Origin of the sequence: Plantactinospora sp. WMMC1484 (assembly GCF_049315195.1) — a bacterium.
In the GTDB taxonomy this organism is placed as follows: domain Bacteria; phylum Actinomycetota; class Actinomycetes; order Mycobacteriales; family Micromonosporaceae; genus Plantactinospora.
In genome coordinates this window covers 4,749,010-4,763,823 of record NZ_CP186055.1, presented here as the reverse complement: position 1 = coordinate 4,763,823, position 14,814 = coordinate 4,749,010, and the positions used below count along the sequence as shown (strand labels likewise).

The window sequence follows — 14,814 nt, the reverse complement described above, 5'->3', positions numbered from 1 at the left end:
GGTACCGGAAATTCGGGATTGTATGAAGCGGGGAATGAACGGGTGAGTCGACGGAATACCTGATCGCCGTCGAGTGGCTTCGGTGTCGTTCCGGTCTCCTTGATTCCGTTGAGGCAGGTGGAGGTCGGGCCGCCGAGCGAAGCGTTCACCCTCAGGATCTTGAGGCCGCCCAGCCGCCGTACCAGAGGATGCCGGCTGCGAGATCCACGGCGGCGCCGATCGTAGCGATCGGATCCCACCGGCGACCGGACCGGAGCCTGACCTCCTCGATCGGCGCCATCGGCTTCCGCGGACCGCCGGACCCGGCTCCGGATGCACCGCCGGGCACCCTCGTGCGAGGGTCGACCACGGACGGTGCGGTCCTCATGGGAGTGTCCTTTTGGTCAAGGCCCGGTTGGCTATGGATCGTCCTTCAACAAGAGCAGTCCATCCCTTGCCGGGCCGGTGCTCCAGTCCCTGGAAGTAGGGGCGTTCCCGCACCCCGATGGCGACCGCGGGTGCAACGGTTCAGGAAACGGGCGACCAGCAGTGGCTTGGGCGAGACCGCTGACGTGCGTGGGGGACGCCGTCCCGCATCCGAGGCCCACCACCTGCGGAACGCGATAGGGGATGCCCTATGCCTGGTGACCGAGCCCGACTATGATCCCCTCAGGCACCGCCGCGGCGGGTGGAGAATCGGTATGTTCCGCCCGCCGTCGAGCGGGGGCGACCGTCCGCCGAGCGAGAGGGTCGCAGCTTGACCGCCGAGCGGTCGGCGGCGGACGAGTGCGTAGGGGGTGGGCCGACGTGGCGGCCTTGCGAGTCCAGGTGCTCGGCCCGCTCCGCGCGTGGCGTGACGAAGAGCCGGTCGAGCTGGGCCGGGAGGGCCAGCGAGCGGTCCTCGGTCTGCTCGCCCTGAGCTGCGGCGAGCCACTGTCGCGGGCCCAGCTGATCGATTCGCTGTGGGGCGACACGCCGCCGCCGAGCGCGGCGAACGTGATCCAGACATCCATCAAGCACCTGCGCCACCTCCTGGAGCCCGGCCGGCCACCTCGTACCCTGAGCGAGTTCCTGCCCAGCATGGGCGACGGGTACGCGCTGCGCCTGCCGGCCGACGACGTGGACCTGCTGCGCTTCCGCCGCCTGGCCGGCACCGCTGCCGGGGCCGGACGCGCCGGTGACCAGCACATGGCCGCTCAGCTGTTCGGCGAGGCGCTGAGCCTGTGGCACGGCGGTCCGCTGGCCGGCATCGCCGTCCTCGCCAGCCACCCGAAAGTGCTCGCGTTGGCCGAGGAGCGGCGCGCCGCCGTGGCCCGATACGGCGAAACGATGATCGCCATCAGCGCCGCCGGCGAGGCCCTGCCCTCGCTGGAGGCGGCCGTGGCGGAGCAGCCGCTGGACGAGGCCGCCCTGGCCCGCCTGATCCGCGGGTACCAGGCGGCTGGGAGGCGCGCGCAAGCCTTCGTCACCTACTACGAGGCACGCCGCCGGCTCGCCGACGAACTCGGCGTCGGCCCCGGACCTGAGCTGATGGCCGCCCACGCGGCACTGCTCGACGAAACACCGCGCGGCGACACCGCGGGCAGTTGTTCCGTGCTGGTCACTGGTCCGCGCGCCCGGTCGGCACCGCCCGAGCGACGGCTCCCCGAGCACCCGGTGCCCTCGCAGCTCCCCGCCGACATCGCGTCCTTCACCAGCCGGGACGGTCAGCTACGACAGCTTGACGGCCTGCTGGCCGAGACAGCCAGCGGCCGGCGCACCGCGATGGTCATATCGACCGTGTCGGGCACCGCCGGCGTGGGCAAGACCGCGTTGGCCGTGCACTTCGCGCACCGGGTTCGGCATCGGTTCCCCGACGGGCAGTTGTTTGTCAACCTGCGTGGCTTCGACCCGAGCGGTTCGATCGGCGCGGCGGAGGCCGTCCGCGGCTTCCTCGACGCGTTCGGCGTACCGGCCGAACGCATCCCGGGCAGCCTGCCCGCGCAGGCCGCCCTGTACCGCAGCCTGCTCGCGGACCGGCGGGTGCTGGTCCTGCTCGACAACGCCCGCGACGCCGACCACGTCCGCCCGCTGCTGCCCGGTTCGCCGGGCTGCCTCGTGCTCGTCACCAGTCGCAACCAGCTCACCAGCCTGGTGGCGACCGACGGGGCGCACCCGGTCACGCTCGACCTGCTGGCGTCCACGGAGGCGCGGGCCCTGCTCGCCCGCCGGCTCGGCCCGGGTCGCGTGGCCGCCGAGCCCGACGCCGTGGACGAGATCATCAACTTCTGCGCGCGGCTGCCGCTCGCTCTCGCCATCGCGGCCGCGCGTGCGGCCACCTGCCCCGGCATCCCCCTCGCCGCGCTCGCCGACCAATTGCGTGCGGTCGGCGGCCTGGACGCGCTGATCGGCGACGACCCGACAAGTGATGTACGGACGATCTTCTCCTGGTCGTACCGCGCCCTCACCCCGTCCGCGGCCCGACTGTTCCGGTTGCTCGGCCTGCACCCGGGCCCGGACATCACCGCACCGGCGGCGGCGAGCCTCGCCGGCGTCCCGGTAGCCCGGTTGCGACTCCCATTGGCCGAGCTGGCCCGGGCGCACCTGATCACCGAGCGCCGCCCGGGCCGGTACGCCTGCCACGACCTGTTGCTCAGCTATGCGACCGAACTCGTGCACTCCGAGGAGTCGGAGGAGTGCAGGAACGCGGCGCTGCACCGGCTGCTCGACCACTGGGTGCACACCGCCTACGCCGCGGACCGCCTCCTGGACCCGCATCGGGAGTCGATTGCGCTGGCGCCGCCCCAACCGGGCGTCGCGGTAGAGGACCTCGCCGACCACGACCAGGCGCGCGCCTGGTCGGTCAGCGAGCACCCACAACTGCTCGGCGCCGTCGAGACCGCCCTGGCCGCCGGCTTCGATACGCATACCTGGCAGCTCGCCTGGGCCATGACGACATTTCTCGAACGCAGTGGCCACTGGCATCATCTGGCCACCGTCCACAGTGCGGCTCTGCGCGCCGGCGAGCGCCTGGGAGACGCACGGGTCCGGGCCCGCGCACACCGGCGGATCGCCCATTTCCGCATCTGGTTCGACCGCGACGACGCCGAGGATCACCTGCGGCGGGCGCTGGCGCTGTACCGCGATCTCGGCGACGGGTACGGCCAGGCCCGGGTCCATCTCAACCTCGCGATGGTGTACGAGCGGCGCGGGCAGCACCGCGCGGCGCTCGACCACGCTGAGCAGGCCCGCGGCCTGTGTGAAGACGCCGGTGAACGGGCCGGGCAGGCCGACGCCTGTAACGCGGTCGGCTGGTACAACGCTCACCTCGGCAGCCATCAGGACGCCCTCGCCCACTGCCAGGAGGCGCTGCGGCTGTACCGGGAAGTCGGGGACGAGAAGGGCGAGTCGCATGCGTGGGACAGCCTCGGGTACATCAACAATCTGCTCGGCCGCCCCGAGGAGGCCATCGCGCGCTACCGGCGCGCGCTCGCCCTGCGACGCAAGCTCGGGCACCGCTACTTCGAGGCCCGCGCGCTCGAACGTCTCGGCGACATCCAGGCAGACGTCGGCGAGGTGGTTTCCGCCCGTGACGCTTGGCAGGAAGCCCTGGTCATCCTCGAAGAACTCAAGCATCCGGACGCCGGTCAAGTCAGAGCCAAGCTGCATCTGGCCGATACCATGCACGCTCCGTAGGTCAAGCACAAGTCGACGTGGGAGGTTTTGTGTCTGAAGACGGGTATGGCCACGACGGTGTCGAAGGGCTGGCGCGTAAGCTCCGTGACCTGGAGTCCCAGCTCACGGCAGCGGAGCGACGGCTCCTCAAGCGCATTCTCGCGGCCGCGATGCTGTCGGGGGTCGTCGTCGGAGCCGCCACCCCGGCCGGCGGTGTCGCCCACCGCGCAGATCTGGCCGGAGCGGACGCGTCCGCGACTCGGGCGGCGGAAGAACTGGACGGGATCCGGGCGCAGTTCGCCGCCGCGTTCACCCCCGGCAAGGAGTGGACCACCACCATGTCGGACATCGGCCTGGTCGTCTAAGCCGCGGTGCGCGCCTCCCTTCCCATGGCCGGGCCGCGCCACCTCTCGCGGCCGGACAGCGCCACCCGTGCCCGGCAGCCCGCTTGGCCGGTCATCCTCGTCTCGATGCCGTTCATGGGCGTCTATCGTCCGTCCATCCAACTCGGACTACTCAAGGCGCTGGCCGAGGAGTACGGCTTTCCGGTCCGGACACTGCACGCGAACCTCGACTTCGCCGCGCGGCTTGGCGTCGACTACTACGGCGCGCTCTCCGAACACCGCGGCCGGCTGGTCGGCGAGTGGCTGTTCTCCACGGCGGCCTTCGGCGACGACGCCCCGGACCGGGAGGGCAAACTACTCGACGAGTTCGCCGCCGAGCTTTCGTACCTGGGCGATTCGCCCGGCCAGGTACGGAATCGATTGCTGCACACCCGCGAGCAGGACGTGCCGGCCTACCTGGAGACACTTGTCGACACGGTCCCGTGGGGTGAGGCACGGGTCGTGGGGTTCAGCTCCACGTTCCAGCAGAACGTCGCGTCGTTCGCCCTGGCCCGGCGGTTGAAGGAGCGCTGGCCGCGGTTGATCACCGTGTTCGGCGGGTCCAACTTCGACGGCGAAATGGGGCTGGAGTGGGTGCGCTCGATCGACTGCGTCGACTACGCGGTGATCGGCGAGGGTGACGTCGCCTTTCCCGGGCTGCTGTCCGCCCTCGCCGCCGGCAGCGACCCCTCCGCGGTGCCTGGGGTCGCACGCCGGGCCGGCGGGACCGTGGTGTCCACCGCCGCCGCGCCGCCACTACCCACACTCGACGATCTGCCCACGCCCGACTACGCCGAGTACTTCACCCGGGCGGAGCGGCTCGCGCTGCTGCCGAAGGTCGGGAAGCGGCAGCTCTGGATCCCGTTCGAGTCAGCCCGGGGCTGCTGGTGGGGGGCCAAACACCACTGCACGTTCTGCGGCCTCAACGGGACGACGATGGAGTTCCGCACCAAGTCCCCGGCTCGGGTGCTCGACGAACTCGGCCAGCAGGTGCGGCGGTACGGCAGCTTCCGCTTCGAGGCTGTCGACAACATCCTCAGCCCGGCCTATCTCAAGCGGCTCTTTCCGGCACTTGTCGAGATGGAGGCCGGTTACGAGTTCTTCTACGAGGTGAAGGCAAACCTCACCCGGGAGCAGCTGAAGCTGATGGCACTGGCCGGGCTCCGCCGCATCCAGCCGGGCCTGGAGTCGTTGAGCTCGGACGTGCTGCGCCTGATGCGAAAGGGCGTCACCGCCGCCCAGAACGTCAACCTGCTCCGCTGGTGCCGGTACTACGACATAGATGTCGGGTGGAACATCATCTGGGGTTTTCCCGGTGAGACCGCAGAGCAATACGCCGAGCAGGCCGCCATCGTGCCGCACCTGCGGCATCTCCAGCCACCTCGGGGCGCCGGCCGGCTCTGGCTGGAGCGCTTCAGCCCGCTCTACGCCGACGAGGCGACCTTTCCGCTGCGCTCCCGTGCCCCCGAGCAGAGTTACCGCTACGTCTATCCCGACGATGTGAACCTCGGCCGCGCCGCCTACTTCTTCGAGTACGACCCCGTGGACCCGCTGCCGGATGCCGCGTACGACGATCTCGACCGGGAGGTCCGCGCGTGGCAGGCAGCCTGGAGCGGTGACCACCGGCCATCCCTGACCCACCGGTCGACGCCGGGCTTCCTGCAGATCTACGACGGCCGGGAGCCAGGGCGGGAGGGCACGTACACCTTCCACGGCACGGTCGCCGACATCTACCTGGCCTGCGGCGACCGTCCCACGAGCGCGTCGGCGGTGCGCGAGAAGGTCCGCGGCAAACCGCCCCTGGAACTCATCCACGAGGTGTTCGACGAGTTTCGGCGGCGCGGGCTGATGCTGGTTGACGGTTCGCTCGGGTTGGCACTGGCGCTACCGACGATCGCTGGACGGTGAGGTCGTGCCCGGCCGCATCAGCCCCGCCCGGTACGCGAAGGACACCAACTGGGCACGATCCCTGAGATCGAGCTTGCCGCGCAACCGGTAGATGTGGGTCCGGACCGTGGCCACTCCGATGTAGAGCTTCTCGGCGATGTCGTCCGGCTGCATCCCCTCGGCGAGGAGCAGCAACACTTCCCGCTCACGCGGCGTCAGCGTCTCCACGACCGCGCTCAGCGTCGCCTCGGGGTGGGTGTCCCGCCGCCGGAACCAGTTCACCAGGCGCCGCGCCACCGCGGGAGCCAGCATCGCCTCCCCCGCCGCCACCGCGCGGATGGCGTATGCCAACTCCTCCCGGTCGGCGTCCTTGACCAGTACGCCGCTCGCTCCGGCGTGCAGAACCTCGCCGACGACGTCGTCGACATCACTCACCGAGTAGACGATCACCCTGGGCGCCGGCCCGTGGTCCGGGCTGGTCAGCTGACGGATCATGTCGGCGCCGTTGAGGCCGTGCAACTCGAGGCCGGTCACCACCACGTCCGGCCGTGTACGACGGGCCAGCGCGATCGCGTGGAGGCCGCTGCCGGTGGTGTCGACCACCTCCACGTCGGGCTCGTGCTCGAGCCACGCGCGTAGGCCGCTACGAATGACGGGAAGCTTGTCACAGATCAGGACGCGTACCATCTCCCACCACACTTCCCGCTGCGACGCGGTACAGGTTTCCTCTTGTGGTCAACCACATCATCATCGCCCGCGATGGACACCCGTTGAACAACGACTGGACGGCGTTGGATTCGAGCCAGCGGCACTGTTTCGTCGAGGAGACCACGCCGATCTCGGTAATCGGAGCGTTGAGGCGGGGTAATCCAGCCAGGGACTCTACGGAACGCGCGGTTCAAACACAGATGGAAGACGTTGACGGTCGCCGAATTGTATCGTTCGGCAAGCACGACGATCGACCGGGGGATATCGCCGTCGCCGCACCCGCTCCGTCGGACCTTTCACCCCCACTCGCTGGGCCGCACCGAGGTCGAGGAGGGTACGCGCGGTCCGCGTGATTCAGGTCGAAAGGTTACTGGGGTCCCGGCAAAGCCGCTAAGGAGATCTCGTGGACGACAAACTCGTGCTGCGCGCCTTCCGGGAAGAGGATCTCGAATTTCTGGACCGCTTGTGCACCGATCCGGACGCGCTGGGGCAGTTCGGGTGGACCGGTTTCATCGATCCACTCGCGCGGCGCCGGCGCTGGGAAAAGGACGGTTACGTCGGTCCGGAAATGACGGCGCTCGCCGTGGTCGCCGGTGACGGAGTCCTGGTCGGCGTGGTCAGTTACCGCGCGGCGCTACGCAGCCGTACCGCCGGAGCCTGTTACGAAATCGGCGTCGCGCTCCTGCCGGGCCACCGCGGTCGCGGACTGGGCACCGCAGCGCAGCGGCTCCTGGTGGACTACCTGTTCGACTACACCACCGTGAACAGGCTGGAAGCGCTGACCGACAGACAGAACTACGCCGAGCAGAAAGCCCTGGAACGCGTGGGATTCCAGCGGGAGGGAGTGCTGCGCGGTTCGTACTTCCATCGTGGTGCCTGGCGCGACCAGGTGATTTACGCCGTCGTTCGCCGTGACGCGCGCCCGACGGCCCAGGAATGATCCGGATACGACGCTTATGGGGGGTTGCGATGCTGCGCGTCGACGTACTGGTCAGCTGTCCCGTCTACCTCGTCGGGCTATACCAAGTCCTACACAACACCGGCATAGCCATCGTCTCCGTCCGCACCACACCCACCGAAGAACCCTCATGGCTCGCCGACATCGCCATCCTCGACGCCGACGCCCTACCCCCCACCGACACCCTCCACACCATCACCCGAACCGCCCGCACCACCCCCGTCCTCATCCTCCTCAGCGACTGGTCCCTACCCACCCACCAATACCTACAAGCCGGCGCCACCAACGCCATCAACAAACGCGAAACAGCCGACAACCTCATCAACGCCATCCGAACCGTCACCACCGGCAACCCCACCACCCCCCACACCCACACCACCCCCACCCCCCAACAACCACACCAACCCAACCCCAACCTCTCCGAACGCGAAGAACAAGTCCTCCACCACATCTCCCACGGCCTCACCCACGGACAAATCGCCACCCGACTCGGCATCAGCCCCCACACCGTCGACACCTACGTCAAACGCATCCGCGCCAAACTCGGCGCCGGCAACAAAGCCGAACTCACCCGCGCCGCACTCCTCAGCCGGCTCACCACACCCACCACCGACAAGGTCGCCTGAACAGCCACGCGGGCTGCGGTCAGAAGGGGCAGGATGAGACGGTGTCGTCCGGCGAACCAGCGGCGGAGTGCCCCATGCCGGCGTCCCGCATCAGCCGGGCGATCGGCCAGCCGGCGCCGGTGGGATCGGCCTCGTAGCGCCGGATCAACGACTCCTGTATGTCCGCGGACTTCTCCTGGCTGAGCTTGAACAGCGCCTCGACCGACTCGATCGACAGCCGGAACGCGCCCACACCGTGCACGATCTTGCGGAAGTAGTCGATGGAGGAGGTCTGGTCCCAACCCGCGCCGAAGCGATCCTCCAGGCGCTGGGCCGTCCACCGGACGACCTCCAGCGTCTCCTCCTCCCCCTCGATCAACCGGATGCGACCGCACACGTGCACCGCCGCAAAGTTCCAGGTCGGCGCGGAGGGGTCGCACGGGTAGACGGCGGGTGTGACGAAGCCGCCCGGCCCGTCGAACATCAGCCGGGCGTACGTACCATCCGCAAGCGACTTCCAGTGCGGATTGGCACGGTTGAGGTGGCCGACCATCTCGGTCCCGGCGAGCGGACCGGACTCGGGCTCACCCGGTGCGACCAGAGCCGGCAGGCGGGTGGCCCACGGGGCGGCGCTGCCGTTGGTGGCGAGCGTCGCCAGGGGATGGCCGTCGATGAGCCGGCGGTGCCACCTTTCATCCTCGATCCGGTAGTGGCTGGGCACGAACATGGTTTACCGCCTCAACGTCGAGTGGCTACCAACACACCGCGTACGCCTGACGACCGCGCGGGCCGGCCGCGGCCCGCAGGAATCCCGTGCCCGGGTCGACGCCGGCGGCGCAGACCTTGCCGAGGGTGGATTCCGGCACCACATCGAGCCGGTGGCCTTTGCGGTCGAGACCGGCGAGAACCTCGGGGCCGAACGAGCGCTCCACGACCAGTACACCCGGCCGGGACAGGCGCGGCGCGAACGACTGCGCGAAGTGGTCGATGTTGAAGGCGGGAAGCTCGGTCGCCGCCTGCGGTTCGAGACCGAACTCCGCGATGGCGAGGAACGCCTGGAGCGTCCACTGGTCCTGCTGGTCACCGCCGGGTGTGCCGAAGGCCAGGAACGGCTCGCCGTCGCGCAGCACGATGCTGGGGCTCAACGTCGTACGCGGGCGCCGCCCGGGCGCCAGCGAGTTCGGGTGTCCCACGGTCAGCCACGCCGTCTGGCCGCGGGTGCCGAGCGCGAAGCCGAGGTCGGGGATCACCGGAGAACTCTTGAGCCAACCGCCGCTCGGCACGGCGACCGCCAGGTTTCCCCACCGGTCCGCGACCGCGACGGTGCAGGTGTTTCCGGCGCCGGCGCGGGGCCCGACCGGGGTCACGGTGGGCAGGCCGCTGCGCAGCTGGGTCATCCAGTCCGGCTCGTCGGCGCCCGGGTGCTCGGGCTTGGCTTGCGGGATCCATGGCTCGGCGCCATCCACCCGCCCGGGTTCGGGGTCGAGGGACGCGTCCTCGCCGATCAGCGCGCGCCGCCGCGCGGTGTACTCCGGCGCCAGGAGCTCGGCGATCGGCACCGGCGTGTGCGCCGGATCGCCGTACCGGGCCTCGCGGTCGGCGAACGCGAGCTTGGCCGCCTCGGCAAGGGTGTGGACGTACTCGACGGTGCCCAGCCCCGACCCGCGCAGGTCGCAGCCGGAGAGTATCGCCAGTTGCTGGAGGAATACCGGCCCCTGCGACCATGGCCCCGCCTTGTGGACGGTGAAGTCGCGGTACGGCAGCGTGTACGGTTCCTCGACGGCCGGCTGCCAGGCCGCCAGGTCGTCGCCGGTCAGCAGGCCGCGGTGCCGGCCGCCGGTCGAGTCGAGCACCTCGGTTCGCGCGAAGCGGTCGATCGCGTCGGCGATGAAGCCCTCGTAGAAGGCGGAGCGGGCCGCCTCGATCTGAGCGTCGCGGTCGCTCGACGCAGCCCGCGCCTCGCGGACCAGCCGCTCATAGGTGCCGGCCAGCGTCACGTTGCGCATCCGCGAGCCGGCCCCCGGGACCGCGCCGCCGGGTAGGTACGTGTGACCCGAGGCGGTCCACTCGGTCCGGAACAGCGGAGCCATCGCCGCGATCGTCGACGCGGCGCTGGGCAGCAGCGGGTAGCCGCGGGACGCGTAGCCTATCGCCGGCTCGAGGATGGTGGCCAGCGGCATCGTGCCGAACTCGCCGAGCAGCCGCATCCAGGCCCCGAACGCGCCCGGCACCGTCGCGGGCAGCAGGCCCGACGCGGGCATCTGTTCGATGCCGAGCGCGGTGAACCTGTCGATGCTCGCCGCGTGCGGCATCGGTCCCTGGCCGCAGATGACGCGTACCGCGCCGGTCGAACGCGGATAGATGGATATCACCACGTCACCGCCGGGGCCGTTCGAGTGCGGCTCGACCACCTGCAGGGTGAAACCGGCCGCCGCAGCCGCGTCGAAGGCGTTGCCGCCCCGGTCGAGGATGCTCATGCCGACGGCGGCCGGGAGCCAGTGCGTCGAGGCCACGGCGCCGGATGTTCCGGTCAGTTGGGGTCGCATGACGCTCATCGGCTCACACCTTCGTCGCGGGCCGTCGCGGCAGTCCGCCCGCCGCGGTCATCGCGGGGTCGCCCCGGTGAGCAGCAGGCCCAGGCAGTAGGTGCCGGGCTCGGCCTTGCGGGTGACGAAGTGGTGCACCGTCCCGGTCGGGATGAAGAAGGTCGCCGGCGAGGTCAGCATGTGCTGCTGGCCGTCGGCGACCACCTCGATCACGGCACCGCCTGGATTCGGCGACAGCAGCAGGTATATCTCGGGACACTCGTGGGTGTGCGGATCGGCCACCGGCTTGCCGATCTTGTCGCTGATCTCGCCACCGGCAAGCTCGAAGCAGAGCCCGCCGTACATGTCGTCGGTCAGGTAGAACGGCGTGGGCTGGTGATGCCCGGGGATCTCGCGGAACAGCGGCAGGTCCATCCGCGCGGCCGGTTCGCCGGTCGCGACGCCGGTGCTGGTGGAAGCGGTGCTCGTGGAAGCGGTGCTCGTGGAAGCGGTGTCCATGTGGCGTCCTCCAGTAACGGCCGCTCTGCGGCGCAGATGACGGATCAGTCTTGGGTCAGCCGGAAGATGAAGCTGAAGGCGGGAAGGTCGATGAGCCGCTCATCGGCCAGGCGCCAGCCGCTGTCCTCGATCACCGAGTACCACTCGTCGAGCGTGGGCAGATACTGGTCCATGACCGCGTGCACGGTCTCGAAGCCGAGCGTGAACATGGGCAGGTCCGGGCCCTCGACACCGACGGATCGGCAGGTGTCGCCGAGGACGAGGCTGCGCAGGTTGGGAAAGGTCTCGCGCAGTTGCTGCAGTGTCTTCACGCAGTTGTCCCGCGGCCAGAAGTCGTGCCCCATGAGGAAGCAGGTGACCAGATCGACGTCGGCGTACTCCGGCCGCGGCGACATGCTGAGCACGTCGTCGCGGGTCAGCGTGATCCGCGCCTCCAGGTTCGCCGCCTGGACGGCCTCTCGCGCGACCGCCAACGCGCCCTGGGCGATGTCGACACCGATGGCCCGCAGATCCGGCCGCTGCCCGGCAAGCATGATGATCCGATCACCGCTGCCGCAGCCGAGATCGGCGACGGTGGTGAAGTCGAGACCGTCCAGGAGGTCCCGCAGCGGCGGGTCGAAGAAATTGCGGGCGATGCTCCGGCAGGCCACGCTGATGGCCCGTGAGTCGCGGCGCATCTGGCGGTCGGCGTCGGCCGTGACCAGGTCGGTGAGGTCGGTGAAGAGTTCCCCGCAGCCCCGGGTCAGCCAGTAGAAGAATCCCCTGGTCCGGAACGCCTGCTCGAATCCCGGTCCGCGCTGGGCCAGGTTCGGTCCGGCGTCGACGACGATCCGGCGGCTGGACAACGCGGCGAGGATCTTGCGAACCGGCTCCGGACGGGCGCCGGTACGGGCGGTGAACTCGGGAACGTCGACGGTGTCCCGCTCGGCAAGCTCGTCCAACAGGCCGATGTCCCATGCGGCGCTGAGAGCGGCCGCAGCCACGGCACCGTTGAATGTGTCCGCGCAGTATCGGGCTTCCTCGATCGAGTGGGACGGCGCGGCGGTCATGTGATCCTCAACTCTCGCATCGGGGAGCTAGCCTGGACGGTTGTCGTCGGGTGGGCCTGGATGACGGGCGCGCCCACGAAGCTCAGGATTTCCAGGAGGCAGTCCGTCAGCGCCGCCTTGCGTCGCATCACCTCTGGCGTCCGCAGGCGGTGCGGTTCCTCGTGCGCGCTCGGCGCGAAGGAGGGGTACAGGTCGTTCGCGGTGACGTCGAGAAAGATGGCGTGCAGCCGGCGCGCCAGCTGGCCCGCCACATCGTGGTGGGAGACGGCCGCCCGGCTGGTCAGGAAGATGCCGTCGTACAGCCACATCAGGGTGTCCCGGGGGATCTGCCGGCGAAACTTCGGCTTGGGACTCTGCAGCAGTGACACCTCACCCTCGGACAGGACCTTCTCCGCGATCCCCTCGTGGACCTCCTCGTTGACTTCGCACTCGCGGCGCAGGGCCTCGGCCGCAGCACCGGATCCGAGCGTCACCTTGCCACGGATCAGCGGCCGCACCGGTGAATAGTCGCGGGCCCACGCGCCGGTGAGGTTGACGTGCTGGCGGGCCATCGGCATCCGGATGACCGGCCCGTAGATGACTCGGGGAGCGGAGCTTCCGTACATCAGCATCAGCGAATATCCGCACACCAGCGCCCGCGCCCGCGCGGCGAGTTGGTCGTCGTCGGCGTGCCCGGCCTCGCCCTGGTGCAGGATCGCCCCGAGCATCTGCCACATCAGGAAGGTGGTCTGGTGGGCGGTGATCCACCGGAACCAGAACAGACGGTCGATCTCCTCGGCGCCGTCCGGGCGCAGGTCGCGGACCGACGCGGCCGAGACCTGCGCCAGCCGCAGGCACAGTCGCTCGATCCACGGCGGGTCGACGGCCACGGTCCGCGGCAGCCACTGGGCAGGCAGGGCGAGCGGCTCGAGCCCGTACGGATGGCCGCCGAACTCCCATTCCGGGCCGGACGGGACGGTCGCGATGATGGCCGGTGTCTCAGGGGGATGCATCGGCGGCGTCCGTTCCCTCGACGGTCTCGGGCAGGTAGGTGAACTCGATCTCCAAGCCGTTGACGTCGTACGCGTAGAAGCTCTGCATGCCCTGCCCGTCGATGTCGATCTCGGTGGCCGGCTCGGCGCGGGCGAAGGTGTAGCGGCCGGACTCGAACAGCTCCAGGTACCGGCGGCGCCACAGCCGCAACTGTTGCGGCGTGTCGACCTGGATGCACAGGTGCTGGAACTGGTTCACCTCACTGGCCGGCGGCCCGTGCGTACCGTGGTCGCGGGTGAACAGGTGCAGCCGGATGTCGCTCACCACCACCTCGACGAGCCGGGCCAGTCCGGGCAGCCGCCGCAGGCTCAGGTCGGAAAAGCCGGCGTTCATCTCCCAGGAGACCGTGCAGCCCAGAAAGTCCTGGTACCAGCTGACGGCGTTGTCCAGGTCCATGGTCTGGATGCCCACGTGGTTGATTGCCCCGATCAGCGGCGCCGGGCGAGCCGAAGGCTTGTCCGGCACGGCCACGTCAGGTGTGGTTGGGGACAAGGTTCTCTCCTGTCTTTGCGTCCGTAGGACAGGAACGGTCGGTCCTCCCGCGGAGCTTCGTTCCTCAGCGGGCGACCAACGGCTCGCGTGGTTTATTCGTAGGGGGATCGTTCGATGGTGAAGTAACGGTGCAGCTCCTTGATGTGCGGGAGGACGGCCGGGTCCTTGGCCGCCCGCGCGATATCAAGCATCGTGTTCCAGACGAAATCGTCGCCGCCGTCGTACCGGTAGTATTTTTTGATGACGATGCTGAATATGTCGTCGACCGTTTCCATTGTGGCGACGTCGGCGAGCCGCAGGAGGGCGGCGCGGTCGGCATCGGTGAGCGGTGGCCGTTTCACCGTCCGGTCCTCCGGGATACCGGCCTCGACACCGCGGCCCGGTATCGTGATCAGGGGTTTCTCCGACGGCGCGTCCACGAAGTCGAGCATCAGGTGGATCCGCTCCTCGGCGGAGAGCACCGCCACCGAGTGGATCACCGAGGCGTCGAGGAACCAGATCTCACCCTTGCGCATCCGGTAGACGGTGTTTCCTTCGCTGAAGAAGCAGTCTTCGTTGGTGACGAGAGGAATGTGCATCCGGTGGGCGTTGCGGGTGTCGTCTGGCAGGTCGCCCAGCTCAAGCAGGTCCCGGTGCGGGATGATCACGCTGTTCTGTACCTTCGCCAGCCGCACGAAGTTCAGCCGATCCAGATCGACGACCGCGCTGATCAGCTCGCGCAGGTACGGAAGCTGGTTGCCGTACTGCGTGAACGCGCCGGGCTGGCGGTGATCGTACTTGGTCACCACTCCGTCACCGGCGTCGCCGCCCAGTGTCCAGATCATGCAGCTCTTGTAGGCCCCGCCGGAAACGTAGTCGCTGTGCGCTTCGGACCACGGAAGCGAATTGGCCAGATCCAGGTCCTTGGCCAGGCGAGCGTCATCGATCGGAGTGTCCGCCACATAATGAGTTCGCATCGGATCACGCAGTCCCTCTCAGTCACTTCAGCATTCTTCCTGAGACGGTATGCGACCCTCATTTCGT

13 protein-coding genes are annotated in these 14,814 nt (G+C 69.2%); 5 read left to right on the top strand and 8 right to left on the bottom strand.

Annotated elements, in window-relative coordinates; all coding sequences use genetic code 11:
- Positions 1-639: 639 nt before the first annotated feature.
- From ACN28C_RS20820 to ACN28C_RS20810, 3 genes are read left to right on the top strand one after another with little or no spacing between them, the layout of a single operon-like run.
- The gene (locus ACN28C_RS20820) at positions 640-3,654 is read left to right on the top strand and encodes an AfsR/SARP family transcriptional regulator (RefSeq protein WP_422769215.1); all 3,015 of its coding nucleotides are present in this window, start codon (positions 640-642) and stop codon (positions 3,652-3,654) included.
- A gap of 29 nt (positions 3,655-3,683) precedes the next feature.
- Positions 3,684-3,998, top strand: a complete 315-nt coding sequence (locus tag ACN28C_RS20815; protein ID WP_422769214.1) for a hypothetical protein — start codon at positions 3,684-3,686, stop codon at positions 3,996-3,998.
- 24 nt (positions 3,999-4,022) lie between these two features.
- Positions 4,023-5,924: a RiPP maturation radical SAM C-methyltransferase gene (locus tag ACN28C_RS20810; protein ID WP_422769213.1), complete on the top strand. Its 1,902-nt coding sequence runs from the start codon at positions 4,023-4,025 to the stop codon at positions 5,922-5,924.
- Here the strand turns inward: ACN28C_RS20810 and ACN28C_RS20805 are convergent.
- Positions 5,901-6,590: a response regulator gene (locus ACN28C_RS20805; RefSeq protein WP_422769212.1), complete on the bottom strand. Its 690-nt coding sequence runs from the start codon at positions 6,588-6,590 to the stop codon at positions 5,901-5,903. The two genes, ACN28C_RS20810 and ACN28C_RS20805, sit on opposite strands and share 24 nt — an antisense overlap.
- A gap of 424 nt (positions 6,591-7,014) precedes the next feature.
- On the opposite strand from ACN28C_RS20805, the gene ACN28C_RS20800 reads away from it, so the two are divergent.
- Both ACN28C_RS20800 and ACN28C_RS20795 read left to right on the top strand, forming a co-directional pair.
- Positions 7,015-7,551 carry a GNAT family N-acetyltransferase gene (locus ACN28C_RS20800; protein WP_422769211.1) on the top strand — a complete coding sequence of 179 codons (537 nt, stop codon included), beginning with the start codon at positions 7,015-7,017 and terminating at the stop codon, positions 7,549-7,551.
- Positions 7,552-7,580: 29 nt separating this feature from the next.
- Positions 7,581-8,195 carry a DNA-binding response regulator gene (locus ACN28C_RS20795; protein ID WP_422769210.1) on the top strand — a complete coding sequence of 205 codons (615 nt, stop codon included), beginning with the start codon at positions 7,581-7,583 and terminating at the stop codon, positions 8,193-8,195.
- 19 nt (positions 8,196-8,214) lie between these two features.
- On the opposite strand, the gene ACN28C_RS20790 is transcribed toward ACN28C_RS20795, so the two are convergent.
- The 7 genes from ACN28C_RS20790 to ACN28C_RS20760 all read right to left on the bottom strand — a co-directional run bounded on the left by ACN28C_RS20790 (position 8,215) and on the right by ACN28C_RS20760 (position 14,732).
- The gene (locus tag ACN28C_RS20790; RefSeq protein WP_422769209.1) at positions 8,215-8,901 is read right to left on the bottom strand and encodes an FMN-binding negative transcriptional regulator; all 687 of its coding nucleotides are present in this window, start codon (positions 8,899-8,901) and stop codon (positions 8,215-8,217) included.
- Between the two features lie 25 nt (positions 8,902-8,926).
- Entirely contained in the window at positions 8,927-10,729 is a 1,803-nt protein-coding gene (locus ACN28C_RS20785) for a gamma-glutamyltransferase family protein (RefSeq protein WP_422769208.1), read from the bottom strand.
- Between the two features lie 48 nt (positions 10,730-10,777).
- Positions 10,778-11,218: a cupin domain-containing protein gene (locus ACN28C_RS20780; RefSeq protein WP_422769207.1), complete on the bottom strand. Its 441-nt coding sequence runs from the start codon at positions 11,216-11,218 to the stop codon at positions 10,778-10,780.
- 44 nt (positions 11,219-11,262) lie between these two features.
- Complete coding sequence (locus ACN28C_RS20775; protein ID WP_422769206.1) at positions 11,263-12,267, bottom strand: class I SAM-dependent methyltransferase; 1,005 nt, start codon at positions 12,265-12,267, stop codon at positions 11,263-11,265.
- Positions 12,264-13,259 carry a hypothetical protein gene (locus tag ACN28C_RS20770; protein WP_422769205.1) on the bottom strand — a complete coding sequence of 332 codons (996 nt, stop codon included), beginning with the start codon at positions 13,257-13,259 and terminating at the stop codon, positions 12,264-12,266. The genes ACN28C_RS20775 and ACN28C_RS20770 overlap by 4 nt, the downstream gene beginning before the upstream one ends.
- Positions 13,246-13,710 carry a VOC family protein gene (locus tag ACN28C_RS20765; protein ID WP_422769204.1) on the bottom strand — a complete coding sequence of 155 codons (465 nt, stop codon included), beginning with the start codon at positions 13,708-13,710 and terminating at the stop codon, positions 13,246-13,248. The genes ACN28C_RS20770 and ACN28C_RS20765 overlap by 14 nt, the downstream gene beginning before the upstream one ends.
- 173 nt (positions 13,711-13,883) lie before the next feature.
- The gene (locus ACN28C_RS20760) at positions 13,884-14,732 is read right to left on the bottom strand and encodes an aspartyl/asparaginyl beta-hydroxylase domain-containing protein (protein ID WP_422769203.1); all 849 of its coding nucleotides are present in this window, start codon (positions 14,730-14,732) and stop codon (positions 13,884-13,886) included.
- Positions 14,733-14,814: the final 82 nt, after the last annotated feature.